Source organism: Nocardioides sp. CPCC 206347, from assembly GCF_048654605.1.
GTDB lineage: Bacteria > Actinomycetota > Actinomycetes > Propionibacteriales > Nocardioidaceae > Nocardioides.
Map to the genome: position 1 here is coordinate 153,927 of NZ_JBMCYZ010000001.1, position 25,184 is coordinate 179,110.

The window sequence follows — 25,184 nt, forward strand, 5'->3', positions numbered from 1 at the left end:
CGCCCGATGGATGAGGGAGTGACGCCGATCGGTGTCGAGGCGGATGCTCGCGCAGTTCAGAACGCCGTACGACGGGCCCGCGTGGGACTGGTCGATCGCGACGTACTCACCGAGGTCGTCGCACTGTGCGCCGTCTCCGGTGAGCACCTGCTCGTCGTCGGGCCTCCCGGCACCGCCAAGTCCGACGCGGTTCGACGGGTCTCGCAGCAGCTCGGCGGGCAGTACTTCGAGTACCTGCTCGGGCGTTTCACCGAGCCCAACGAGCTGTTCGGCCCGATCAATCTCCAGCGGCTCCGCGAGGGTGTGGTCGAGGTCGAGACGGCCGGCATGGTGCCGGAAGCCGACATCGCCTTTCTCGACGAGGTCTTCCTCGGCTCGACCGCGATCCTCAACACGTTGCTGGGCATCCTGAACGAGCGCGTCTACCGGCGAGGCAACACGCTTGTGGCGTGTCCGCTGCGCCTCTGTGTCGGAGCGACCAACCGCCTTCCCGACGATCCGGCTCTGGACGCCTTCGCCGACCGGTTCCTGGCCCGCGTCTTCGTCGAGCCCGTCGCAGATGCCCGGTTGGAGGAACTGCTTGAGTCCGGCTGGCAGGCAGAATCGCCCGCTCCTCTTATGGGGGAATCGCTGATCCCTGCGCTCGAACGGTTGTCGGTCGCCGCTCGTGCCTGCGACCACACGCAAGTCCGGTCCCTCCTGGGCATCGCCGTCCGTCGACTCCGGTCTGCGGGCGTGATGCTGAGCGACCGACGTGTCGTCCGGGCGCAACGACTCGTCGCGGCCGCGGCGATCCTGGATGGCCGTTCCTTCGCGACCGCTGATGACCTGTGGGTCCTCCCCTTGGTGGCGCCGACGGCCGACACCCAGGTGCTCGCCCGCGAGACGCTGGTCGACCTGCTCGCGACCTCGAAGAACGCGACTTTGCTGCACGCTGCCGAGGAGTTCTCGCGCGGCCCGGCCGCCCGTGCCGAACGCCTCGCCGAAGCCGGCCGGCTGCTCCTCGACGGGCTGGAGGAGTCCCCGGACCCTGACGCGCTCTTGCGGATCGAAGCCACCCTCCGTGAGGTCGACGCAGCCTTCACCGCGGAGGACCTGCCGTCCGGCCTGACGGAAGTGCGCAGCCAGCTGGTTACGGCAAGCCAGGCCCACGCCGCCCCAGCTGACTCATGACCGCAGAGCCGCTCGCGCTGGATTGGCATGTCAGGGAACCACCATTGTCGCCCTGCGGCGTGGTCGCGCGGGGCGACGCGGTGCCGTTGTTGGCTGCTGCCGCTGCACGCTACGTCAGTGCCGGGAAGGACCTGAAGGTCTGTCGCGGTGACGGCTGGCTCGTCGTGCTCGGCGACAGCAACTGCCTGCCGTGGGTCGACGGTGTTGTCTACGTCGGCCTGGAGGACGGGCTGCACCTGCCGACGACGCTGCGATGCAGTCCGCCGCCAGGTGTCGTACGGCGCGCCGTACGGCCGGAGCCCGGACTTGTCCGCGAGGTGATCGTGCTGATCGGTCACGACGTACTCGTCGGCCCCGCACCAGCGCGAGTCGCCGACCTGCAGATGCTGGTCGAGCTGCAATGACGTCCCAGACCCAGTTGCCGCCCGGCCTCGAGCCCTGGGCGGATGCCTTCAACGCGCTGCACCCCGAGTTCCTCTTCGGACTGCTTCCGTTGTTGCACGGTCTCGACGACCTGATCCATCGTCGCGATGCGGGTCAGGGTGACAGCGGTCCGCTCGACGGCTATGCGGAGATCTCCAACCGGGGCACCCCGGAGCGCATCCTGATCTCCGAATGGATGCTTGCCGCAGAACTACCTCTCGAGTTCTTGCGACGGGCCTCGGAGAACGAGCTGATGTACCTCGCGCCGGCCTACATCCGGCCGCAACCGCGCGGCCGTGCAGTGGTCCTGGTGGACAACGGACCCGACCAGCTCGGCGCGCCCCGGTTGGCGCAGCTCGCAGCCCTGATCGTGCTGCATCGGCGAGCCCGAGCTCGGGGTGCAGAACTTCGGATCGGCGTGCTCGGCGAACCTGCGGACCATTGGATCGAGGGCGACTTGGCCCAACTGCTGGCCGCCTGGCTGACGCAGCGATCCACCGCGCCCGTTGAGCGGGCGGCCCTCGATCAGCGTCTCGAGGACGTCGAGGCCGCTGACGAGGCCTGGGTGCTCGCAAGCGACGGGCTGGCCGCTGACCTCAAGGACCAGCGGCGGGTGTTGACGATCGCCGAAGGTGCGTGGGGGCCCACCGGGGTGCAGGAGCTCAGCATCAACCTCGACGGTGACCGGATGGAGCTCGCGCTGCCTGCAGCCGAGGTCGCGGTCCGCGCGCTCCGCGGCTCAGCACTGCGGACCGCTCCCGACGCATCGCGCGTCGACGGACTCGTCGACCTCCGTGGGCCGACCTTCAACAGCCACGCGCGTCGCCTGCTCCTGCGCGGCAGGGGCAGCAGAGAAGTGGTCACGGCCGTCGTCTCCGAGCACGCCGGCCGGTCGCCGCGGATCCGACGCCACAGCTTCTCCGGGACTGTCCTGGCCGGGTCGGCACTCGGCAAGCGCCTGGTCGTGGTCGTGCTGGAGGACGGCGAGCTGCGCGTGCGAGTGATCGGCAAGCCCCTCGGCCGCGTGACCGAGTTCGTTCACCCCGTGGCGCTCCTCGGCGTCAGCGCAGCCGAGATCGAGTCCGAAACCGACACGAGGCTGCCGCCGGTCCACTTCGCTGGCAGCGACCTGATCTTCGGGTTCAAGGACGCGTGGTGGCGGTTGTCGCAACACTCCTGCGAACCCGTCGACGCAGTCGCCATCGCGCCGGGCACCAACATCGACCAACCAAGGATGGCCACGGTCGTCGGCGGTGCAGGCAGCGTCGGCGTCCGAGCGGACTGGAACCTGATCCCCGACACCAGCGCATCGACCGTCGTCGTACTCGGAACCGACCGAAGTGTGGCGGTCTCGGAGGACCGCGTGCACTGGCGCACCTTCATCCACCGACGACCGTCCGACGTGATCGTGGTCGAGCAGGGGTGCGAGGTCCTGGCGCTGGTGGTGGACGAAGAGCAGCCCAAGCTGGTGACGCTCTCCCCCGCCGGGCTGATCGTTCGTCTGGTCGGGGCACAGGGAGTGAGGACGTTGACCCGGTGGTCGGGGGGAACCGGCAGGCCGACCATCCATCCGTCGCTGCCGATGGTGGCTGTGCAACGAGCCGATGACTTGGTCGAGATCGGGAATCTGCTCACCGGCGAGCTGCACCAGGTCATCCGGAGCGAAGCGTGAACCGCCTCGGGCCGCCGTACCGCGGCACCGTCACGGCGGCCGGATTCGTGATCGACGTTGCGCTCATCGGGACTGCTGAAGCCCAGAAGCGCGTCCTCGCCTGGTGGCAATCCGGTGCGGTCTTGCGGGAGCTCGGTACTGACCGCATGTTCTTGTCGCTCCCGAATGTTGTCGAACTGAGGTGCGAGCTCGCTCCCGGGTTGCCGGTGGTCGCACGCGAGGGCGGGTACGCGTCGGCCGACGTCGACATCCCATCGACCGGCAAGCTCTGCGTCCTCGAGGGCGGCCGGCCCGTGACTCACGACCTCAACGATCTCCACGTCGTCGAGCCATCCGGCTGGGTCGACCTCAGCCAGCTGACCTTCCACGTCCTGGCGCCCGTACAGGCACCAACCCCCGCTCCACGTACCGTGCCGCGCATGTCGCAGCCCCCGGCGGTCGACCTCCGATCGGTCGCCAAGCTCGGTGCGCGCAGCAGCAAGGCCGAAGCCGTGATCGGAGAGCTCACCCGCGACGGTGCCCGGCGACGACGCGGTGGATCGGGCGGAGCAGCGCGGCAACGGAGCGGCCTGCTGGCTCGCAGCCTGATGCGCAGCCCGGCAGCACCGATGATCCGACGCAAGCACGAGCGGTACCTGCAATCGCTGACCAAGGCCTTCGAACGCAAGAGGTTCGGTGAGGCGTTGCGCGACGCCATCGCACTCGGCGGGAGCCAGCCCGGCTTCCTCTCCCTGCGGCTTCCCAAGCGGCGCGATGCCGTGCGTGGTCCGAGCAATCAGATGTCTGGGGGCGGAGGGAGCATTCCGTGGGGTCCGACGGTCCATCAACACTTGCAGACCGTCTACCGCCAGGCTGCCGACGAGCTGGAGAAGCAGGGACGCTTCGAAGAGGCCGCGTTCGTCCTGGTCGACCTGATGGGCAACCTGATCGGCGCGGTGGCGATGTTGGAGCGCCATCAGAAGTACTCGCTCGCCGCCGAACTGGCCGAAGGACGCAAGCTCCAGGCCGACCTCGTCGTACGACTGTGGTGGCGAGCCGGGCGTCGTGATCGGGCACTCGAGGTTGCGCGCGCCCGGGGCGCCTACGCCATGGCGATCAAGCATCTCGAGAACGTCGACCCCGCGGCCGCTGGCGAGCTGCGCGTGGCCTGGAGCGATGACCTGGGCCGGTCCGGCGACTACCTCGGCGCCGTCGAAGCCATCTGGCCCGATGCAGACCGACGCGCCACGTCGATCACCAACATCGCCAAGGGCATGTCCCTGGGCGGTCCGACAGCCGCGCATCTCTTCGCCTTCCAACTGGCGCTGGCGACCAACGACACTGCGCGTACAGCCGCGCGAGCACTGATGAGCACGACGGATCCGGCTCTTGCCGCTGGGCGTTCACGGTTCCTCCGCGCCTTTTCCGAGCTCCCCAGCGCCGACCCTGCCGCCGACCGCGAACTCGCGAGCGTCGCACTACGGCAACTGCTGGACCCGACTGCCCAGTCCCCCGGTGACGAGACGTCGACGCGTCGCATCGTCAACGCGCTCATTCACCGGGCCGACCCCGTTCTTCGAGCCGACCTACCCAGCTTCGCCTGGCATCGCCGCGCGTCACGGACGGCCGGCGCGCCGTTCGAGATCAACGCCGTCGAAGGGGTCGGGCAGCTCGCTGTCCATGACGTCGTACCGCTGCCGGGCGGCACGCTGCTGGTTGCTCTGGGAAGCCACGGGGTCCGGCTCCTCACGCCGGACGGTCGTACGCGAGCACAGTGGGATCGCCCCACGGAGCGGATCGTCATGGCGGACCACGGCGGCACGGCTCTCCTGGCCAACGACATCGGCGACGGCGGTTGGGACCTGCACACGCTGGACCTGACCACCCGACAGGTGCGCGCCTGGCTGCCGATCCGGGCAACCCGCCTCGCTTCGTCGTACGACGGCGCGACGCTGACGGTCGTCGATGAGGCAGGGACCATCAACTTCCTCGACGTCCGGGCGACCTCGGTCCGGAGCCTGTGGCGCGAGGTGACCGACGAGGCCGCTGTCGTTGACCTCGCCCGCGGGCCGGGCAAGCTCTCTGCCGTCGTACGACACCCCGCTTCGGACCTTCGACCGATGGAATGGCTGGAGGTCTGGCATTGGGACCTGCCGTCGCTCGGCCTGCGAAGTCGCGGCCACCTCGACTGGCTCGACGGTCAGGTCCGCCTCACCACCGGCGGCATCGTGCAGCTCGAGACCAACGAGCACCCAGCGGGTTCGTACACCCTCGTCACCGACCGAGGAGGGCCGCAGGTACGGCGGATCGCATGGGAACCCGGGTCCTTCCTGCAGCTGACCACCGACGGCGTACGCCACGCCGTGACCTCAAGCGGAGCGGACGGCACCCGTGTCGCGATCTCCCCCGTCTCCAGTCGTGATGCGGACCTGACCGTCCATTTTCCCGACTCCGTGACGGCCAGCTTCCGCAGTCACCACGATCTCGTGGCCGTCTGGGACCTGTCCGGCCGGATCGTTGTGGCCGACCTGGAGAACCGGCAGGTCCTCGGCAACTTCCGTACCCGCCTGTGAATGGGCGGGACGGAATCGCGCACAGCGGACCGATGGTTGCCTCACTCCACCGCGTTTGCTGAGAACTCAACCGCGCGGCAACGGCTTTCGCCACTCCGGCATGTTGACGGCTATCCGCTGAGCGCTAGACCCGTTCCAGGTCACAGCGAGCCCTTCGGCAACGAGCGCATCGCGAACCAACTCACCGACCGTCGTGTCGGTGATGGTGGAGACCTGCCGACGCGCCTCCTCGTCGCCCTCCTTGGCCCGCGCCATCAGTTCCGGATCCAGGCCCGCGGCCGGCCTGAACGCGCTGTACGCCAGGAAGAGGACAGCATCTGAATCCACAAGGCGTTCGGAATCTTGCTGGTGGAAGAACGTGTATGCCCATTCCTTGTAGGGATAGTCACCGTCAACAACTCCGCCCAGCGGCGTTCTTTCATCATCGATCTCAGCCATGCCGCAGGTCCCACAACATGAGAAGTCCATCCGAGCGAGCACTCCCTGGCTCGCAAGACTCCAGAACGCGCGCTCAAGCCGACCAAAGTCCCCGGTGTCCGGCCAGTCCTCCTCATCGGCCAACCTGGCGCACCAGACCTCCTCGACCACTTCAGAAGCGGCGCTCAGAAGAACGTCGTGAGGCACTTCGATGTCGTCGTGATAGTCGACGAGTTCCTCAGCAAGACCGGTCCTCGGACGAAAGCCCGGCGCGATCCATTCCGTGGCGGTCAGTCGGAGTTCCCGACGCTGGTCGTCGGTGAGTACCGGCTTGCGCCGAAAGATGCCCATGGACGCAGGGTAGACGCGGTCGAGCCGATCTTCTCGACCGCCGAGACTGGCCCAGTTCTCTTGCGTCAGTCCGCCGCGTCTGCAGAGGTCGGACCCGCGGGCCATGCCGACGTCGGGCTAGACCCACGGTTCGCCGACCCATCGTCGGACCTCGGGCGCGGTGGGCATGGGATCGTTCAGCCACCGCTCGATCTCCGTTCCGGCGCCCGACCCTACCCAGCCGTCCACTGTCCGGCTGACCGATTCTGACGCCGACCGTGCATGGACGACGCCGCCTCGTGCGACGGCGAGGATCCAGCCGTCGAGCACGGCGAGAAGGTCTTCGGATCCCGAGTCGCAGGCGTCGCATCCGCAGTCCGGAACGGTGTCGAGCAGCACCACCGACGTCTCATCCGAGCCTGAAACGCCGACGTCGATCCCGAACGGATCTCCGGCGACGATGGTCTCGCTGAGAAGCACGCTGAGGGCACCGGCGCGGGTCGGCGCCAGCCGACGTACTCGTCGCATCTGATCAGGTCCGCGCACCGCGCCAGTCCACGAGGTCGGCGAGATGCTGTCTGCGGTCGCGATGGCGCGAGACGCCAAGACCTCGCTCCAGGCATCGATCCGGGCATGAAGGATCTGGTACTTGCCTGGATCCAGGCAGCGGGAGTACTCGTCCTCCAACGGATCCCGATCCCGGTGAGGGTCTGGCCACCCTGGTGTTCCCGCGCCAGTGCGGTCGAAAGCACGGCCCACCTCCACCAGCAGGTCATCGAACCACGCTGGACGTGGCGGCGGGCTGTCGTCGTGCATGGCGACATCCTCGCTCACGTCGCCCACACACCGAGCACCGATCACGGTCTGGTGCGCTCAGACGATTCGCCCGATTCTGCCGCGAGCCGGGTAGTCGCGCAGGTGCATCAATCCACCGTGACACGGCGCCCAGAATGACGGACTCGTGGAGTGCGGACGGTGTTCCAGCGGTCGAAGTGATCGTCACGATGGAGCCGTATGGCTAGGGTCGCGACAGTGACTCACTATGACTTGGCCATCATCGGATCGGGTTCGGGCAATTCTCTGATCGGTCCCGAATTCGCCGAGTGGCAGATCGCCATCATCGAGGAATCGACGTTCGGCGGCACCTGCCTGAACGTCGGCTGCATTCCGACGAAGATGTACGTGTACCCCGCTGACCTGGCCGAGTCAGTCAAGAACGCCGGCCATCTGGGCGTCGACGGCACCATCGACCAGGTGCGCTGGACCGACATCCGGGACCGTGTGTTCGGGAGGATCGACTCCATCGCTGCCGGTGGCCGCGACTACCGAGCGCACGGCGAACCGAACACCACCCTCTACGAGGCACATGCAGAGTTCGTCGGCCCCACCGAGCTCCTGCTCTCGACCGGCGAGACGATCACCGCCGACCGCATCGTCGTGGCGACGGGATCGCGTCCGACCGTCCCCGACGTGGTGACCGCATCGGGCGTCCCCTTCCATACGTCCGACACGATCATGCGAATCGATGAACTGCCTGAGCGGATCGTGATTCTGGGCGGCGGTTACATCGCGGCCGAGTTTGCCCATATTTTCTCCGCCTTCGACGTCCACACGACCGTGCTCGCCCGCAGCGCCCCCTTGTTACGCCATCTCGACGGGGAGATCGCCCAGCGGTTCACCGAGATCGCTCGGCAGCGCTGGGATGTCCGGACCGAGACGCGGGTTGAGTCCTTGGAATCCTGCGAGGGCACCGTGCGACTCAGACTGGACGACGGCTCGGTCGTGGAGGCGGACCTCTTGCTCGTGGCCACAGGCCGCACACCGAATTCCGACTGTCTGAATCTGTCCGCCGCCGGTATCGAGGTCCACCCCGATGGCCGCGTGATCGTCGATGCCTGTGGTCGAACCACTGCATCTCAGGTGTGGTCACTGGGCGATGCGAGTTCCGCGCACCAGCTCAAACACGTGGCCAATCACGAAGCGCGGGTTGTCGCGCACAACCTCGCACACCCCGACGATCTCGTGGAATCGGATCACCGCTTTGTGCCCGCCGCGGTCTTCACACATCCGCAGGTCGCCAGTGTCGGGCTCACCGAGGAGCAGGCGATTGCGAGCGGTCGTCCCTTCGTCACTGCTGTTCAGGAGTACGGCGGGACGGCGTACGGCTGGGCAATGGACGACACCACCAGCCTCTGCAAGGTTCTTGCCGACCCGACATCAGGCCAATTGATCGGCGCACACATCATCGGCGAGCAGGCCGCGACCCTGATCCAGCCGCTGATCCAGGCCATGAGCTTCGGCCTCGGAGCCCGGGACATGGCACGCGGGCAGTACTGGATCCACCCTGCACTCACCGAGGTCGTTGAGAACGCGCTGCTCAAGCTCGAGCTCGACTGAGGAGCAGGCCGACGCACCATGTCCGACGGGTGAGAGAAGGTGCGTCATCCGCCGCCAGTCGGCGCGCAAGATGTGTCCCCTCTGCCGAGAGTCGCATGGGGCGGGAACAGTCTGTGCTTGGCTCGTCGGGTGCGAACTTTTGCGGCCCTGCTACTGACCACTGCCCTCGCGGCAACGGCTTGTACGGCTAATGACAAGCCTGGAGCGGGACCAAGTGCCACCGCTGCATCGGGCTCGGTGCGTGAACCGGAACCGACGGCCGTCGTTAGCATCTCGCCCATGCCCGCTGGCGACGCGTGGGGCGCCTACGCAGATTTCGGAGAAGGCGACCGTTCCTCACTAAGCGCCACCATGCAGAAGGTCTTTGCGATCTGCGACCTGCGCCAGGAGGTCAACTCCGGCGGATTCGATTCCTACTTCCGGTACTGGGGTGGAGATACAGCATCGGTCGCTCTTGCCGCCCTCCCGGATGTTCTCGGAGATGCGTGGGCCCGGCTACTGAGAGAAGCAATGCAGACTCTCGGGCCGAACTACCCTGTTGACGCGGATGCACGGGCGGACCTTCTCGATGACCGCGACCTCGACGAAGTACTCAACGAGTTCGACTCCAGGTTCGACGAACTGGAGGCGTCGACCGACGCCGACGGGTTGGTCAACTCCTACCTGGTCGCAGGCTCCTAGCGTTCGCCATGGCGGCCATCCGATGTTGCCGCGCGAAGGGTGCGCGTCATGTCGCCACTACGGGACGGTAGCCAGGAGCTTCCTGAGCCTGCCATCCAGCCAGTGGGCGTCCGGGAGGCGCCCGACAGTCGCCTCGATGAAGTCCTCGGGCGACAGTTCGGTTCGTCCGACCTCGCTCTCCACCACGACCAGGTCGTCGCGGGGCGTCACGGTGATCGGCCGCTCGAGCTCCTCAAGCACGAACCGTCCGAACACGACCCTCCAAGCGCTCCGCTCGCGGCGATCCTCCTCCGGTACGACGACGTAGATGTCGTCGCCGTGGGTGGCGTACTCCACTGCGAAGTGGAAGGTTTGCAGCCACGACGGGTACTCACCGACGCTGGTGTCCACTGACCCCTGGCGCCCTCGCGCCCGCAACTCTTGACGATTGGCCACCTGGGCCTCACGCCATTCGCCCACCAGTTCGTCGGTCGGCACGTCGGCGTACGACCGGAGCTGCCAGTCGTTGAAGGCCACGACGTCCACTGCACCGGCCTGTTCGGCCGCACGGAACAGGTCGCCGACGCCGTTGTCGAGGTTGGCCCGCGTGTAGTCCTCCAAGCCCATGAGATGCCCCAGCATGTCCCGCACAGTCCAGCCCGCGCAGCGGCTCGACCGAGACCAGTCGGGCTCGCTGGTGAATAGGGAGTGGACCCGGTCAGCCTCACGATCGAGCAGGTCGAACGGGTCGAGCCCGTCAAGGATTGACTCCTCAGCCATGGTCCGACGTTACTGCCTGTCGCCTCGCGACAGTGGGTGCTGCGCCACTCCGAGGCGCCGCATCCCGCGGACGCCTTCGACGATGCGCACCTCCGTGAGCCTTGGCGAGGGAAGTGGCCGTCACGCGAGGGATCCAGGACCGCAATACCCGGTGCGGCATTCCGCCGCGTCGGGGCTGCGCTAACTGTCATCACTGTCGCCGAGGTCGCCCCGACGGACGCGCCGACGCTTGCCGACCTTGCGAAGGACAGCCCAGGGTTCACGAACAGCGCGGCCAGCGCGCCGGTTCTTGTGAGGCTTGCAGAGCGGACAACCCTTGTTCTGCCGATGAGGTGAGTGAGCCATCGTGGCTCCGATCCGTGACCAACACCCGCCACGGAGGGCGGGGTGGGTAGGACCGTCGCGCTCTCATGCTTCGACCGTAGCTGTCAGACCCGATTGAAGCAGCCGTTCGCACGGCCAGGCGGCGCCGCGACGTCGCGGGCCAGAGCAGAACGAAGCGCCGTCACGAGGTGGTTGGTGCGGCCGAGGCGTTCGCAGCTGTCGATTGACCGCCCGGTGGTGTGCCTTACTTTTCGAGGCCTGTGGTGAGTCGCGCGAGGCGGTGGACGGTGCTCTGGAACTGCTCTCCGTTTCCGGAGAGCTCCTCCAACAGGGGGATGAGGTTCACTGCCACCTGGTGGAAGACCTGGTTGCGGTCAGGGAGGTCATTGGCCAGCTCGGTGATCTCTTGGAGAAGTTGCGCGACGGTGCCCCCTTCCCCTTGCAGGACCTTGATGAGGGATTCAGCGAGGGCGTTGACGTCGGCAGGCGTGAGGACGGCGAAGAGGGGCCGAAACCCGTTGAGGAGAGCGGTCAGGTCGAACCCGGCGCTGGTCCGGGCGAACGGGATCAGCGAGTCTGCTGCCTGGATCGCCGAGTCCTTGCTCCCCGGCACCAGTGCGAGGTAGCGCTGACCGCTGAGGTTCTGGTAGCGCAGGATGAGGCCGGTGGTCTCGGTCAGCTTCTGTTCCTGGGGCACCCAGAACGTGACGATGGCCTGGTCCCCCTCGATTGCGATCTTCTCGACGCCACCGACTTTGACTCCGGCGATGCGTACATCGTCGCCGACGAGAAGACCGCTGACCTCGACAAACTCGGCGCGGTACCTGGTGACCTCGGCGTCTACGGGGTCGACCGTGGTGTTGTCGAGCGGCGAAGCGGAAGACTGTTGCGACGTCCCAGGAACTCGGGTGCTCGGATGATCCTGGTCGTGCTCACCTGAGGAACAGCCAGCGACTAGAACGACGAAGCTGGCAGCAATCGCAAGGCGCATGGCGCGAATCATGGCATGAGGGGATCCCCGGCCTGGACGACCACGTTCAGGCCGACGGACGGCCTCCACGATGCGTCAGTCCGCCGCGTTGGTCCCTGCCGACCGATGGCCTTGCATCGCAGTGACAGGCCAGGCGCGGCTGAGGGAGGGAGTCAGCTCAGGCTCCGACGATGCGCCAGCTCCAGAGCGTGCTGCACCTGCTCACCCGGCAGGGGCGGCGCCAACCCGTCGTCATTGGCCAACGTGACCGTCGTGAATCGGCCGGCACTGCAGATCTGGCCGCTCATCGCCTTTGCATTTTCCGCGTGCGGAAACACGTTGAGTATCGACTGGGTTCCCGGGGGTTGACCTTGCACCTCGAGCATTGCGGAGAAGACCTGACAGGCCTCGGTAGGACTCATCGAGACTCCTGGCTCAACGAGGTCGCGCAAGCGCTGAAACTTCCGCTTGCCGTCCGCGTCCTCGACCAGACCCGAGTCCTCCATCATTTGCATTAGTTGTGGCAGTCCTTGCACCCAGTCTGAAGACGAAAGGGAACCGGCCTGCACAAAGACACCATCGCCAGCCGGCCACTGGCACACGGGCAGTCCGCCCACGAGCACAGGCTGCCCTTTCCCGACGGGTCGGCCCGCGAGATCGACAAGCTGTTCCGCCGACAGGAGCTCGCAAGCATCTACCCGTGATGATGCCGGATCGCCGCTTGGTGTTGACGTCGGCGTTGACCCTGCAGATGACGGCTTGCCGGACGGGCTCGCTCTGGACTCCGTCGTCTCCGGCGTACCGGACGAGCAACCAGCCATGGTGAACAACACGGCCGCGGCGCCGATGAACTTTCGCATGGCGAATCGTCGCATGGCTGCGGGTCTCTCGGGTGTGCCCTCTGCTCCGCAGGCCTTCCGCGCGAGGTTGGTCTCTTCGCGACGAGACGGCCGGTCAGCAACGACGGGGCGGTAGTTCCGGGACGAGCGCCATTGCGCCCCAACCGCCTGACCCGTAGTCAGTTGGACAGTGCGTTGGCACGGCAAGCGACAGTGACGCCGACGACAGCGCGCTGGTAGAACGGAGCCAGAAACCGGAACGAGGAGATGTGACATGTCAGGTCGAATCAGGGTCGGTAGCGTCGCGGACTTCTCCGACGGGAAGCTGCACTCCGCGGACGCCGCCGGCACGTCCATCGTGGTTGGTCTCGCCGGGGACTCGTTGTGCGCAGCACGCAACCGCTGTCCGCACCTGGGCCTCTCCCTCACCAAGGGGCCTGGAGGTCTGAGGTACGCCGACGGCCAGGTCGTCTGCCCGTGGCACAACTCCCGCTTCGACCTCGCATCGGGCGACAACCTCGACTGGGCGCCCGGCTTCGCTGGTAAGGACATGCCCCGCTGGTCGCGCAAGCTGATCGCACTGGGCAAGAAGCCATCTCCATTGACGACCTACGACGTCATCGTCGAGAACGACGACGTGTACGTCGAGCTCTGAGCGTCGTTGTCGCCCACAGTTGTGCGCCCGCCGTGAAATGGCCATGGGCCCATGCAGAAGGGCCGCGCGCGGCGTCTGAATCCCTCAGGCGCGCTCCGGCCAGGGCCACTGGACCGACATCGACCCGCCGACGTCGACTGCACGCCACTGGTCGGACAGTACGTCGATGCGCTTCATCGCCCGGTCGAGGTCCGTGTCGCTGAGGTCGGTCGGCGGAGGGTCCTGGAGCACGTAGTGGCTGCCGGGCAGGTGGCCGCTGCGCCGCAGCCAGCGCGGATAGACCTGGGCAGCAAGGGCTTCTGATCGCCCCATGTCAGTTCCGGTGGACCTGTTGCGTCGCTCGACCTGGCGCGCCCACGCCTTGGTTCGGAGCTCCTCGGTCGGTACGAATGTCCCGGCGTTGCCGCCAGCGGCGAGCTGGCCGAAGATCCCGTCGCGTAGTCCGAACTCCTCCTCGACCACCAGGTGCACGAGGTCATGAGGAATCAGCTCGGAGTAGCCGGGCGCCGGGTCCATGCGGAGGTCACCGTGCAGGCTGCGGAGTACGGCGACCGCATACCGACGTTGCCCGGTGCGCTCAAATCTCACCTGCATGCGGGTCAACGTAGTCGCCGAGTGTCAGATTGCGTGCAGCCGCAGCGGCAAGGTGCGGTGGCAGCGGATCAGGTTGTTGCGGGCCCACTCCGGTTCGCCGTTCGGTTCGATGCGCGCGACTTTCGCGACCAGGCTGGACAAGAGGGTTTCGGTCTCGAGTCGTGCCAGGCCCTGGCCGGCGCAGGAGTGAGAGCCGCGGCCGAATGCCAGTTGCGCAGAGGCGTCGCGGTGGATGTCGAAGACGTCCGGGTTCTCCCAGATCAGCTCGTCGCGGTTGGCCGAGGCGTAGAGGACCAGGACCCGGGACCCGCGCGGGATGGTGGTGCCGTCGACCTCGGCGTCGGAGACGACGCGACGGGTGAACGCGCGGATCGGTGCCTCGAACCGGAGCGCCTCGTTCGCAGCGTTCGGGATCAGCGACGGGTCCGCTCGCAGGGCCTCCCACTGGTCGGGATGGGTCGCGAGCAGGTGCAGGGCACTGGCGATGCCGCTGATGGTGGTGTCCAGTGATGGGGCCAGGTAGTCGATCATCAGGGCGACGCCTTCCCTGTCGCTGATGGTGCCGTCGCGTGCTGCACGCAACGCCTCCTCCCCCAGGCTGCCGGGCAGGACGTTGCCGGTGCGGGCAACCTTCTTGGCGAAACGCGTCATCCCGATGCTGGATCTCATCGTGCGGAGCGCGGTTGAGTTCAGCGGCCCGAGCGAGTCGAACGTCGCAGCGGCCCAGCGAAGCAGGTGCTCACGTTGGTCCGGGGGCCAGCCGACCAGGTCCGGGACGATGCCCAACGGGAGCGCCTGCGCCAGGTCGGCGACGCCGTCGATGTCACGGCGTACGACGGCGTCGTCGACCACCGAGTCCGCCATGTCCTCGATCTGCTGCTTCATCGTCTGAAGTGCTCGCGGTGTCATCCGTGGCGCGACCAGCTTGCGGCGGCGAGCATGGTCCTCGCCGTCACTGTTGAGGGTCGTGTCGCGGCCGAGCCGGTTCACGATCGGGTTCAGGCCGACGCCGTCACCCGAGATGAACGTCTTCGCGTCCAGGAGCACGCGTTTGCACCCGGCGTACCGGGTGATGGCGTAGACGTGGTGCTTCGGCAGCCAGACGACCGGGCCGAGCTCGCGCAGGCGACGGTAGTGCGGGTAGGGATTCCTGCTGTTGACGACCGAGTAGAGGTTCTCGCGGTAGACCGGGACGTCGGTACGGCGCGTCATCGGCTCAGCACCTCGGCCACGGTCCCGTCCGGTCGAACCAGCGCGGCCACAGCTCGGTGGGCCGTGAGCCAGTCGGCCAGCTCGCCGGCCGCTTCGATCGTGACGGCGTCGGGTCGCGGTGACGTCGGGCCGGTGGTGATCCAGCCGAACGCCCCGGAGGTCCGGTCGTCGAGTCGCGGCTCGCAGAACACGTTGGGTGCCAACCGTCCCGCCAGCGACCGGGAGAGACGACGCTTGCGCACCAGCGTCGAGCGCTGCAGTGGTGGGCTGGTTCCGTCCACGATCCTGGCGCCGAGACCCGGCAGGCGGTGAAGGTGCGGAGCGACCACCGAGCGGAGGAGGTCGCCGAACCGGCCGCCGGCAGTCATCGCGGCGCCGATGACGACGGCGAGCCTGATCATCGCTTCGGCGTGCGGCCGCCTTTCCTGCTCGTAGGTGTCCAGGACGCCGGTGTCGAGGGAGCCGTCGAGAACGCCGGCAATCTTCCAGGCCAGGTTGGCCGCGTCGCGCAGACCCGCTCCCATCCCCTGTCCGATGAACGGGGGCGTGAGGTGGGCGGCGTCGCCGAGGAGGAAGATCCGCCCGCGTCGCCATCGATCGGCGAGCTGGGCGCGGAAGGTGTACTCGGCCGTTCGGATGAGCTCGAATCCAGTGAGATCGGTGTCCCATGGCGCGAGGAGCGGCGCGAGGGCTCCGAGGGTTCCGAAGTGGGCAGCGGTCTCGTCGCCGACGAGCTGGAACTCCCACCGGTGCCGGTGCTCCCCGATGCGCATGTAGGTCGCGGCGCGGCGGGTGTCACAGACCTGATGGACGCCTTCCCAGTGTCCGAGTTCTCGTTCGACGGCAATGTCCACGACGAGCCAGCGCTGCTCGAAGTTCAGGTCTTCCATCGTCGACCCGATCGCGGCGCGGACGAGGCTGTTGGCGCCGTCGCAACCGAGCAGGTACTCCGCCGTGATCGTCCGACGCACGCCATCGGCCACGTACCGCACCTGGGGCGTGCCGTCGTCGCCGGCGAGGACCTCCTCGACTTCCGCGCCGCCGCGCAGTTGCACGGTCGAGTACGCCGTGACCCGGTGGCGCAGGATCGACTCGAGGTCGGGCTGGTCGAACATGTTGGCGGCCGGGAACCCGTTGGACGTGCAGGGGTTGGTGCGGTCGAACTGGGCCAGCACATCGTGGCCGGGGCTCAGCAGCCGGAGACCAGCACTGGGGCGGGTGATCGCTGCGAACTCGCGCTCGAGCCCGAGCCGGGCCACGATCCGGTAGACCTCGTCATCAAGGTGCACCGCCCGCGGCTGGGGATAGACCTCGGCCCAGCGGTCGAGCACCAGGACGTCGACGCCGTACTGACCGAGCAGGATCGCCGCGCTGACGCCCGTCGGACCGGCACCGACGATGACGACCGTGGCGTGCTCCTGTGTGCTCTCGGGGCTCACCCCGCCCGCCGTACGGTGTTGGCCTGCCGCCCCAGATCGATCGCGCCGTCGGCGGTGCCGATGTGCAGCTCGACGACGTCTCCGTCCTGGAGGTACAGCGGATTCTTGCCCTGGCCCTTGAAGAAGGCCTTCCACTTCATGGCTGGCGGCAGCAGCGCCCCGATCATCTCGATCGGCTTCGGTGGCGCCTTCAACGCGGTGCCACCAGGTGTTCCGGTCAGCAGCAGGTCGCCAGCGGCAAGCGGCTGGAAGCCGGTCAGGGTGCCGAACGTCTCGACCGGCTTGAACAGCATGTCCGCAACGGTCGAGTCCTGGCGGACCTCGCCGTTGACCCAGGTACGCAACCGCAGGTCGCCGAAGCGCCTCCAGTCCGCCTCCTCGAGCAGGACCAGTCGTGGTCCGACCGGCGTGAACGTCGGGTAGGACTTGCCCTCGAAGAACTGGGTCTTCGGCAGCTGCAGGTCGCGGGCCGAGACGTCGTTGGTGACGACCAGGCCGGCCACGTACTCGCTGATGTTGTCCTCGGTGATAGTCGTCCCGACCGGGAGGTCCTTCCCGATCACCAGCCCGATCTCGACCTCGTAGTCGAGCAGCTTCACGTGCGCAGGCCGGATGATGTCGTCGACCGGGCCGGCGATGGAATGCGAGGTCTTGCGGAAGAACGTCAGCGGAACGGTGGCCGGGTTCATCCCGGAGTCCTTGATGTGCGAGACGTAGTTGGTCATCTGCGCGACCACCCGGCAGGGAGCCGTGACCGGGGAGAGCAGGTCGTCGGGCACCGGGCCGGGCGTCGCGCTGGCGGCAGCCCGGATCGCGGCCCGGTCGTTCAGCAGCTCTGCAGTCGTCGTGGCTGCCGTGTCGATCCGGACGGCGCCGCTGTCGACCAGGACCCACCAGGCGTCCTTGGTGCGGATGATCGAGGTCGTCATGAGCTGGCTACTTTCAGGAGGCCCTTGAGGCGGGTGCGGGTGAAGTCGGTGTCATTGCTGCGCAGGGCGTGGAGTACGGCGCGCGCCTCGGCGAGCGAGTCCTTGCCGGGCGTGAGGCCGAGGAAGTCCTTCGTCGCGGGCGGCCCCCACTGAGCCAGCCCCGAAGCGGTCATCGGCGCCCAGCCGGGCTCGAGGGTGTTGTCGAACATGTCCCCGTCGGTGAAGTGCTCGACCATGAATCCGTCCGGGTCGCGCCAGTAGTCGAAGATCTGGCTGCCCTGGATGTGGCGGCCGATACCCCAGGAGCGGGTGTACCCGGCTTCGAGCAGTACCTCCCCGCCGGCTGCGAGGGCATCCAGGTCGGTGACCTGGTACGCCGAGTGCACGTACCGGTTGGACGGCCCGAGCGTCATCGCCAGGGTGTGGTGGTCGGCCGGTTCGGAGCCCCGGTCGCAGCGGATGAAGCTCATCGTCGGCCCGAGATCGCGCTGGCCCTCGTAGTACTGGAAGTCGCTGACGATCAGGCCGAGGTTCTCCAGGTACCAGTCGAGTGCGAACCGGTACTGGTTGGTCTGCAGCACCACGTGACCCAGCCGCTGCACACGAGCCGGCTCGGCCGGTGGGCGCTGGGTCCCGTTGGTGCGCGGGATCGCGACACCGGTGTTGTGCGTCAGCGGCACCTGGTCGGGCAGCGCCGGGAGCTCGTGCGTCCCGCTGACCACCCGGACCCGGGCGCCGCTCGGGTCGAGCGCGTCGACGGTGATCCCGCCGAGAGTCTCGGGGAGTGGCACGACCTGCCCACCCAGGTGCTGGGCGAGTCGGAGGACGTCGGCGTCGGACTCGGCTCTGAAGGCCGGCCCGGTGAACCGCGACTTGGCACCCTTGCGAATCAGGACGGCCGGAGAACCCGGGAGCGTGCCGCGCAGGTGCAGCTCATCGGCGGTACGCAGGCTCGTGCTGAACCCGAAGACGTGAGCGAACTTCTCGGCAGCCGCCAGGTCCGGCTTCTCGAACTCGAGCCAGGCGATGTCGCGGACCTTGATCACCGGGTTCCTGGCTCGCCCGGGGTGCTCGCCAGCGAGACCGCCCTGCTCGGCGTGCAGATGACTGTGGGTGTGGTGCTGACTCATGACACCTCCTATTTCTGAGGAAATCGTCAACTATTGCCCTCACCCTGTCAACAGTTTCTGACGATTTCGTCAGAAATGTCCGGATGTTGCTACCGTGGCGCCGTGACCGAGCAACGGACAGCACCGTCGAAGCACGAGGAGCGCAAGGCACGCACGCGTGCAGCGCTGATCAAGGCGGCGCAACACGTCATCGCCGACGGCCGCGAGAACGTCGCCCTCCTGGAGATCACCCAGATCGCGGACGTCGGAATGGGCTCGTTCTACAACCACTTCGCGAGCAAGGACGAGCTGTTTCAAGCCGCTGTCGACGACGCCCTGGAAGCCCATGCCGACCTCCTTGACCGGCTGGCCGAGGACTTCGACGATCCGGCCGAGGTCTTTGCCCAGAGCTTCCGGCTCACCGGCCGCCTCCACCGCCTGGTACCCGAACTGAGCAGGGTGCTGCTCTCCCACGGACCGGCGCTGATCAGCTCCGACCGCGGCTTGGCGCCCCGCGCGCTCCGCGACATCGAGAACGGCGTCGCGAGCGGACGCTTCTCGGTCGCAGACCCTCAGGTCGCACTGATGCTGGCCGCGGGTGGCGTCCTCGCCCTCGGGCAGGCCCTGCACGACGATCCGACCCGTGACGACGCCGCCACCACCGACCAGATGACCACCGACCTGCTCCGGATGCTCGGCGTGCCGGATGACGAGGCGCGGAAGATCTGTTCCCACCCCCTGCCGGGCATCGACCTCCCGGACCTCACGATCTGAGCTCGCGACCGGCCGGCCTCGAGCGGTGCATCACTTCGCCGCGTACCGGCCAGCTCTACGCGACACGGCGCGGTCAGATCAGCGTGCCGACGTCATTGCGCACGATGTTGTCGAGGGCGCGTTCGGCGACGGCAGCGATCGTCATGGAGGGATTGCATCCGGCGGTGGTGCCCGGGACGAGCGCACCGTCCAGGACGTAGAGGCCCCGCTGGCCCAGCACACGGCCGTCGAGGTCGCACGTGGTCCCCATCGAGGCGCCGCCCAGCGGGTGCCAGGTGCTGGGCACGACGAGGTGCGTGTCCAGCACCGGACCGGTGAGCCCCGCGGTCGCCCGGATCCGCTGCCCGATCCGTTGGTGCACTGCGGTGTCGCCGCTCGCAGGCCAGTCGAGGACGGCGCGGCCGGTCAGCTTGTCGTACCGGACCTGGCCGCGCCCCTCGCTGACACCGAAGCCGACGAGCATCGTGGCGACGTTGGTCGCCAGTGGCACCGGCGGGATCGATGCCTGGATGATCGTGTTGGCCAGCGCCGGGTTGGCCCATTCCTTCGAGCCGTACACGACCGGGCCACCCTGGGCTGCGCCGAAGTTGTCGATCAGGTCGGTCCAGACGTAGATGCGGTCACCGTTGGTGCCCCAGTCGGTGCCGAGTGCGTCGGGCAGGTCGGTGACGGTCCCGCGGGCCTGGGCCTCGACGAGGAGTCGGGTCGTGTTCATGGTGCCGGCGGCCATGATCAGCGCACCAGTGGTCATCTCGATCCGCTCGAGGACCTTGCCGGACTCGTCGGTCCGGTTGACGCTGAGCACCCACGACCCGTCCGTCGACCGTGCGACACCGGTGACCTCGTGCAAGGTCCGGACCGTGACGTTGCCGGTCGCGATGGCGCTGTCGATGTAGGTGACGTCGACGCTGTGCTTGCCACCGTTGTTCACGCCCATGGCGCCCGTGCCGTTGGTGTACGCCGGCTTCATCTCGCCGCGAAGCTCAGCCAGCGCGTAGTCCCAGTCGATGGGCATCGGGATCTTCTCGACGACGTACCCGGCCCTCTCCGCTTGTCGCTTGAACACGCGCGGTGCCTTGTAGTTGGGGGTGTTGACCAGCTCGTCGGGCGCGGTCTCCACCTGCAGCATCTGGGCGACCCGGGGGTAGTAGGTCCGGTCCATGAGCTCGAAGTCGAGACCACCGGGCATGACCTGCTCGAAGACCTCGGCTGCCGGCTGCAGCGTCATGCCCTGGTAGACGAGCGAGCCACCGCCGACGCCGGCGGCACACATGGCGAGCATGTTCTTGCCGAGGACCGGTTCGACGAGTCCGACGTACGGACTCACGTCGAGGAGGCCGCCCGTCGCCGGCCCCAGGGCGCCGCCGAGCAGTCGCAGCGTGGCCTGGACCGCTTCGGGGGTGGTGCCGTGCCACAGCAGCTTCTTGTCGGGAGCCAGCACGTTGGGGAATGTCGTGGAGTTCGGTCCGGTGCGCCACCAGCGGCCGCGCTCGAGCACGGTCACGGGAACGCCCGCCTGCGCGAGCCGCAGGGCGCTCACGCCACCACCGAAGCCGGAGCCGACGACGATGACGCGGTGTCGCTCCTGGACGACGGGCACCGACCCCTCGGCTGCACGGGCAGGAGCCACCGCACCAGCGGTGGCGGCCACGGCGGCGGCCGCGGCACCGGTGAGGAAGGTACGACGAGAGGGGTGCATGGAGTCTCCGAGGGAAGTGGGAAGCAGGAAGCGGACGTGGCATCAAGTGTCCGTGTTGGCACTCAGTGCCAGCGCAGACTAGGGCATGTCCACCGACGGCCGCCACCACCCGCCGGTACGGTGACCTCCATGTCCGAGCCCTCCGACTCCACCCTGCGCACCTTCGCGCGCGGTGCGATCCGAGGGCACGTGCTCGCGCAGGCCTGGTCGTTGTTCGCGGAGCACGGGTTCGACCAGGTGACCGTCGAACAGATCGCCACCGCCGCGGGCATGTCGCGGCGCACCTTCTTCCGCTACTTCCCGAGCAAGGATGCGCTGCTCGGCGAGTTCCTGGCCGATGTCGGTCAGCAGCTCGCCGACCAGATCGAGGCCCAGCCGGCCGACCAGCCGGCGTGGACCGCACTGAGCACGGTGCTGGTCGACCTGGCTCGCGTCGCGGACGACTCACCGAGCCTGGCTGCCCAGGTCCTGGACATGCTGAAGCCCGCGTCGACGCGGGCTTTCGTCGATCAACGTCGCCAGCGCTGGATCGACCTCTTCGCTCCCCTGGTCGGCGCCCGGCACCCCGATCTGACACCGATGGCGCAGGTTGCCGTTGCCGCCTGCGCGATCGCCTGCCTGGATGCGGCGCAGGAGTACTGGCAGGCGAACCCCGGCAGCTCCTACGGGGACTACCTGGACGAGGCGCTGCAATCGATGGCGCCCGTGCTGCCGTGACCCAGGCCGATCTCCCCGGTCCGCATCGGGGAGACCCGCTGCGCAGCCTGCTCGCCGCGCCGCCCGACCTCCCGGTCACCGCCGGCCTGGCCGATCTCGAGGAGGCGCTTCGCACCCGCGGGGTCGCGGTGGTCCAGGCACCGCCCGGCACGGGCAAGACGACCCTGGTCCCACCCGCGGTCGCCGGGGTCGTTGCTGGACGCGTCGTCGTCACGCAGCCCAGCCGCATCGCAGCCCGCGCTGCCGCCCGTCGGCTGGCGCACCTGCTGGGCGAACCGGTTGGGGAGACGGTCGGATACTCCGTCCGCGGAGACCGGCGCACCAGCCGGGGTACCCGGATCGAGATCGTCACGACCGGCCTGCTGCTCCGGCGGATCCAGCATGATCCCGAGCTGGCGGGCGTCGGGGCCGTCGTACTTGACGAGGTGCACGAACGCCACCTCGACGCCGACCTGACCCTGGCGCTGCTGGTCGACATCCGGGCCAACCTGCGCGACGACCTGTGCATCGTGGCGATGTCGGCCACCGTCGAGGCCGAGCGGACGGCCGCGCTGCTCGGTGGGTCCGCTCCGGTCATCCGCGTCCCGGGTGCCCTGCACCCGGTGCAAGCGGTCTGGTGCCCGCTGCCTGCAGGGGTACGCCGTACCGACGACCGGGGCATCACCCCGGCCTTCCACAACCACGTCGCGGCGACCGTACGGCGCGCACTCGTCGAGCACGAGGGTGACGTCCTGGTCTTCGTACCGGGCGTCGCGGAGGTCGAGGCGACCGTACGACGCCTTGCTGGCGTGGACGCTGACGTGCACGCCCTGCACGGACGCCTGCCCGGTGCCGAGCAGGATCGGGCGCTCAGCGAGGGGCCGCGCCGACGAGTGATCGTCTCGACCGCGGTCGCCGAGTCGTCGCTGACGGTGCCCGGGGTACGCGTCGTGGTGGATGCCGGGTTCTCGCGCGAGCCGCGCACCGACCACCGTCGCGGACTGGCTTCCCTGGTCACCGTCGCGGTGAGCCGGGCAGCGGCCGAGCAGCGGGCGGGACGGGCCGGCCGGCTGGGGCCGGGCGCCGTACTGCGTTGTTGGTCCGAGGCGGAGCACGCGCACTTGGCCGCGCACCCGGAGCCCGAGATCGCGACCGCCGACCTGACGGCCTTCGCCCTGGAGGTGGCGTGCTGGGGCAGCCACGACGTACAGGACCTGGCACTCCTCGACCAGCCACCGGCGCACGCACTGTCGGCGGCGAGGGAGGTGCTGGTGGAGCTGGGCGCGATGACCGCCGACGGGAAAGCCACCGCGCGGGGCCGGGTGATCGCCGGGGTACCGGCCGATCCCAGGCTGGCGCGGGCCCTCCTCGACGGGGCAGGTCTCGTCGGGCCCAAGCGGGCCGCAGAGGTGGTCGCGATGCTGAGCGAGGACGTGCGCGCTCCCGGCGGAGACCTGGTGGCTGCGCTCCGATCGCTGCGCGGTGACCAGCGGGCAGGCGCTTGGCGCACGCAGGTCACCCGACTGGAGAAGATCGTCGAGAAGTCGGACCACGCCCAGGTGCTCACCGACGACGTGGCGGTGGGGTTGGTGGTGGCCCTGGCGCATCCGGACCGGATTGCGCGCAAGCGCTCCGGTTCCTCGAGCTACCTGATGGCGTCCGGGACGGGCGCGGCCCTCGACCCGCGGTCCCCCGGCCCCCTGGCCGGACTGGAGTGGCTCGCGGTCGGCGACGCGGAACGGCGACCCGGGCAACGTGAAGCCCGGATCCGGGGGGCGGCCCCGCTCACCGAGGACCTCGCGCTGGAGGCGGCGGGATCCCTGTGGACCGAGGTGGACGAGGTCACCTGGACCGCAGGGCGGGTGGTGGCTCGCCGACGCGCGCTGCTGGGCGCGATCGAGCTCAGCTCCGTCCCGCTCAGCGATCCGCCGGCGCAGGCTGTGACCGACGCGATCCGGGAGGCGATCGCGAGCGAGGGGATCACTCTCCTCTCCTGGACGGAGGCCGCCACGGCGCTGCGTGCCCGCCTCGACTTCCTGCACCGCGCGCTCGGCGACCCGTGGCCCGACGTGAGCGACGTGGCCCTGACACAGAACCTCCAGTCCTGGCTCGGACCGCAGCTGGCGCGGATCCGCTCGACCCAGGACCTGCGTCGCATCGACGTAGTTGCCGCGTTGCGGGCGATGGTGCCTTGGCCGCAGGCGGGACGGCTCAACGACCTGGCCCCTGAGCGAGTCGAGGTCCCCAGTGGCTCGAGCGTGCGGATCGACTACTCCGCCGAGCAACCGGTGCTCGCCGTACGACTGCAGGAGGTGTTCGGCTGGACCGCCGTACCGGTCCTCGCCGACGGCAGGGTCCCGCTCCTGCTGCACCTGCTCTCCCCCGCACGCCGCCCGGCGGCCGTCACTGCGGACCTGGATTCGTTCTGGGACAACGGCTACCCGGGCGTGCGTGCTGATCTGCGCGGGCGCTACCCCAAGCACGCCTGGCCCGAGGATCCCCGCAGCGCAACAGCTACTGCACGTACGAACAGGCCTCGCCCCAGAAGTTGAGGGGCGAGTGTCAGGGTGGGTCCATGACTCTGCACCACATGGTCGAAGGCTCTGGCCGACCGCTGCTCCTCCTGCACGCCTTCGGCCTCTCCGGCAGGACCTGGGCACCGGTGCTGCCCCTCCTCGCCGCGCAGCGACAGGTCATCGTGGCGGACCTCCCCGGGCACGGGCGCTCTCCCCTGCCCCAGGCGCCGGCCCAGCCGGATCCAGCCGGCTACGCCCATGAGGTCGCTGGGCTGCTCGACACACTGGGCATCGACCAGGTCGATGTCGCGGGCAACTCCATCGGCGGATGGACAGCCCTGGAGCTGGCGCTGATCGGCCGAGCGAGGTCGGTCGTCGGGCTGTCACCGGCAGGTCTCTGGGCCGGTGGCCAGCCGCGGATGCGGGAGGTGATCTTCCTCGGACAGCACTTCGGCGCCAAGCTGGCGCAACCCGTCCTCCCTCGACTGGCGCAGAGCGCGCGAGGGCGCAGACCGCTGCTCGGCGAAGCCATGACCTCGGCCGCGTCCTTGCAGCCGGCCGAAGCCGCAGCGCTGGCCCGCGACTTCGCCAACACCGAGCGCCTGCCGACACACATCCGGACCCGGCGCAGCCAACGGTTCAGGGGTGGCAGCGACCTGTCGATCCCGGTCACGGTGGCGTGGGCAGCGGAGGACAAGCTGATCCCGCCGTCGGCGCGCAGACGCGACGAGCTTCCCGCTCACACGAACTGGCTGGAGCTGGCCGGTTGCGGCCACGTGCCGATGTGGGACAACCCGGATCTGGTTGCTGCCACGATCCTGACCGGAACTGCCTGAACCCCACGGTTGGCGCGAGTCGTGTGCCTGAGGCAACGCCATGACGGGGCGTGGGGCACACGACCCGCTCACGCGTTCGCCGGGGGCAACGCCTCGGGCGTGGGCGAGCCAACCCAGCTGGCGGCGACAACCCCGATAGCGTCGGGAGGTGGCCAGTTCCCGACGATCCAGCAGTCGTCGACGAAGCA

The 25,184-nt window shown here is 68.4% G+C and carries 22 protein-coding genes; 11 read left to right on the forward strand and 11 right to left on the reverse strand.

Annotated elements, in window-relative coordinates:
• The first annotated feature begins 6 nt into the window (after nt 1–6).
• Genes ACOACQ_RS00750 through ACOACQ_RS00765 form a run of 4 tightly spaced genes read left to right on the forward strand, consistent with a single transcriptional unit; the run spans nt 7 to nt 5,820 of the window.
• Complete coding sequence (locus ACOACQ_RS00750; RefSeq protein WP_420287412.1) at nt 7–1,173, forward strand: AAA family ATPase; 1,167 nt, start codon at nt 7–9, stop codon at nt 1,171–1,173.
• Nucleotides 1,170–1,577: a hypothetical protein gene (locus ACOACQ_RS00755; RefSeq protein ID WP_420287413.1), complete on the forward strand. Its 408-nt coding sequence runs from the start codon at nt 1,170–1,172 to the stop codon at nt 1,575–1,577. The genes ACOACQ_RS00750 and ACOACQ_RS00755 overlap by 4 nt, the downstream gene beginning before the upstream one ends.
• Nucleotides 1,574–3,268, forward strand: a complete 1,695-nt coding sequence (locus ACOACQ_RS00760; RefSeq protein ID WP_378599735.1) for a hypothetical protein — start codon at nt 1,574–1,576, stop codon at nt 3,266–3,268. The genes ACOACQ_RS00755 and ACOACQ_RS00760 overlap by 4 nt, the downstream gene beginning before the upstream one ends.
• On the forward strand, nt 3,265–5,820 hold the full coding sequence (locus tag ACOACQ_RS00765; RefSeq protein ID WP_378599738.1) for a bpX6 domain-containing protein: 2,556 nt from the start codon (nt 3,265–3,267) through the stop codon (nt 5,818–5,820). Before ACOACQ_RS00760 ends, ACOACQ_RS00765 begins: the two co-directional genes overlap by 4 nt.
• A 66-nt stretch (nt 5,821–5,886) precedes the next feature.
• Here ACOACQ_RS00765 and ACOACQ_RS00770 read toward each other — a convergent pair whose 3' ends face one another.
• Both ACOACQ_RS00770 and ACOACQ_RS00775 read right to left on the reverse strand, forming a co-directional pair.
• Nucleotides 5,887–6,588, reverse strand: coding sequence for a DUF6891 domain-containing protein (locus ACOACQ_RS00770; RefSeq protein ID WP_378599741.1), 702 nt, complete (start codon nt 6,586–6,588; stop codon nt 5,887–5,889).
• A gap of 117 nt (nt 6,589–6,705) precedes the next feature.
• Nucleotides 6,706–7,383, reverse strand: a complete 678-nt coding sequence (locus ACOACQ_RS00775) for a DUF6226 family protein (protein WP_378599743.1) — start codon at nt 7,381–7,383, stop codon at nt 6,706–6,708.
• Between the two features lie 216 nt (nt 7,384–7,599).
• On the opposite strand from ACOACQ_RS00775, the gene ACOACQ_RS00780 reads away from it, so the two are divergent.
• Both ACOACQ_RS00780 and ACOACQ_RS00785 read left to right on the forward strand, forming a co-directional pair.
• Complete coding sequence (locus ACOACQ_RS00780; RefSeq protein ID WP_378599746.1) at nt 7,600–8,964, forward strand: mycothione reductase; 1,365 nt, start codon at nt 7,600–7,602, stop codon at nt 8,962–8,964.
• 279 nt (nt 8,965–9,243) lie between these two features.
• Nucleotides 9,244–9,645: a DMP19 family protein gene (locus tag ACOACQ_RS00785; RefSeq protein WP_378599748.1), complete on the forward strand. Its 402-nt coding sequence runs from the start codon at nt 9,244–9,246 to the stop codon at nt 9,643–9,645.
• A 57-nt stretch (nt 9,646–9,702) separates the two neighbouring features.
• Here the strand turns inward: ACOACQ_RS00785 and ACOACQ_RS00790 are convergent, their stop codons facing one another.
• The 3 genes from ACOACQ_RS00790 to ACOACQ_RS00800 all read right to left on the reverse strand — a co-directional run bounded on the left by ACOACQ_RS00790 (nt 9,703) and on the right by ACOACQ_RS00800 (nt 12,558).
• On the reverse strand, nt 9,703–10,404 hold the full coding sequence (locus tag ACOACQ_RS00790) for a maleylpyruvate isomerase family mycothiol-dependent enzyme (protein ID WP_378599751.1): 702 nt from the start codon (nt 10,402–10,404) through the stop codon (nt 9,703–9,705).
• A gap of 568 nt (nt 10,405–10,972) precedes the next feature.
• Nucleotides 10,973–11,731 (reverse strand): MlaD family protein, encoded by a 759-nt coding sequence (locus ACOACQ_RS00795; protein WP_420287414.1) that lies wholly within the window; start codon nt 11,729–11,731, stop codon nt 10,973–10,975.
• 140 nt (nt 11,732–11,871) lie between these two features.
• Complete coding sequence (locus ACOACQ_RS00800) at nt 11,872–12,558, reverse strand: DUF3558 family protein (protein WP_378599756.1); 687 nt, start codon at nt 12,556–12,558, stop codon at nt 11,872–11,874.
• Nucleotides 12,559–12,811: 253 nt separating this feature from the next.
• On the opposite strand from ACOACQ_RS00800, the gene ACOACQ_RS00805 reads away from it, so the two are divergent.
• Nucleotides 12,812–13,192 (forward strand): Rieske (2Fe-2S) protein, encoded by a 381-nt coding sequence (locus ACOACQ_RS00805; RefSeq protein WP_378599758.1) that lies wholly within the window; start codon nt 12,812–12,814, stop codon nt 13,190–13,192.
• 84 nt (nt 13,193–13,276) lie between these two features.
• On the opposite strand, the gene ACOACQ_RS00810 is transcribed toward ACOACQ_RS00805, so the two are convergent.
• The 5 genes from ACOACQ_RS00810 to ACOACQ_RS00830 are packed head-to-tail and all read right to left on the reverse strand — an operon-like array spanning nt 13,277 to nt 18,496.
• The gene (locus tag ACOACQ_RS00810) at nt 13,277–13,786 is read right to left on the reverse strand and encodes a hypothetical protein (protein ID WP_378599760.1); all 510 of its coding nucleotides are present in this window, start codon (nt 13,784–13,786) and stop codon (nt 13,277–13,279) included.
• A gap of 24 nt (nt 13,787–13,810) precedes the next feature.
• Nucleotides 13,811–14,998, reverse strand: coding sequence for a cytochrome P450 (locus tag ACOACQ_RS00815; RefSeq protein WP_378599762.1), 1,188 nt, complete (start codon nt 14,996–14,998; stop codon nt 13,811–13,813).
• Nucleotides 14,995–16,437, reverse strand: coding sequence for a bifunctional 3-(3-hydroxy-phenyl)propionate/3-hydroxycinnamic acid hydroxylase (locus ACOACQ_RS00820; protein WP_378599765.1), 1,443 nt, complete (start codon nt 16,435–16,437; stop codon nt 14,995–14,997). The genes ACOACQ_RS00815 and ACOACQ_RS00820 overlap by 4 nt, the downstream gene beginning before the upstream one ends.
• Complete coding sequence (locus tag ACOACQ_RS00825) at nt 16,434–17,366, reverse strand: fumarylacetoacetate hydrolase family protein (protein ID WP_378599767.1); 933 nt, start codon at nt 17,364–17,366, stop codon at nt 16,434–16,436. The genes ACOACQ_RS00820 and ACOACQ_RS00825 overlap by 4 nt, the downstream gene beginning before the upstream one ends.
• On the reverse strand, nt 17,363–18,496 hold the full coding sequence (locus ACOACQ_RS00830) for a VOC family protein (RefSeq protein WP_378599770.1): 1,134 nt from the start codon (nt 18,494–18,496) through the stop codon (nt 17,363–17,365). The genes ACOACQ_RS00825 and ACOACQ_RS00830 overlap by 4 nt, the downstream gene beginning before the upstream one ends.
• 102 nt (nt 18,497–18,598) lie before the next feature.
• Between ACOACQ_RS00830 and ACOACQ_RS00835 the strand changes: the two genes are divergently transcribed.
• Entirely contained in the window at nt 18,599–19,249 is a 651-nt protein-coding gene (locus ACOACQ_RS00835; protein ID WP_378599772.1) for a TetR/AcrR family transcriptional regulator, read from the forward strand.
• Between the two features lie 73 nt (nt 19,250–19,322).
• On the opposite strand, the gene ACOACQ_RS00840 is transcribed toward ACOACQ_RS00835, so the two are convergent.
• Complete coding sequence (locus ACOACQ_RS00840; protein WP_378599775.1) at nt 19,323–20,948, reverse strand: GMC oxidoreductase; 1,626 nt, start codon at nt 20,946–20,948, stop codon at nt 19,323–19,325.
• A 129-nt stretch (nt 20,949–21,077) separates the two neighbouring features.
• On the opposite strand from ACOACQ_RS00840, the gene ACOACQ_RS00845 reads away from it, so the two are divergent.
• From ACOACQ_RS00845 to ACOACQ_RS00855, 3 genes are read left to right on the forward strand one after another with little or no spacing between them, the layout of a single operon-like run.
• Nucleotides 21,078–21,665, forward strand: coding sequence for a TetR family transcriptional regulator (locus tag ACOACQ_RS00845; RefSeq protein WP_378599777.1), 588 nt, complete (start codon nt 21,078–21,080; stop codon nt 21,663–21,665).
• Nucleotides 21,666–21,703: 38 nt separating this feature from the next.
• Nucleotides 21,704–24,196 (forward strand): ATP-dependent helicase HrpB, encoded by a 2,493-nt coding sequence (hrpB, locus tag ACOACQ_RS00850; RefSeq protein WP_378599948.1) that lies wholly within the window; start codon nt 21,704–21,706, stop codon nt 24,194–24,196.
• Between the two features lie 23 nt (nt 24,197–24,219).
• Nucleotides 24,220–24,996 carry an alpha/beta fold hydrolase gene (locus ACOACQ_RS00855; RefSeq protein WP_378599780.1) on the forward strand — a complete coding sequence of 259 codons (777 nt, stop codon included), beginning with the start codon at nt 24,220–24,222 and terminating at the stop codon, nt 24,994–24,996.
• Nucleotides 24,997–25,184 lie beyond the last annotated feature (188 nt).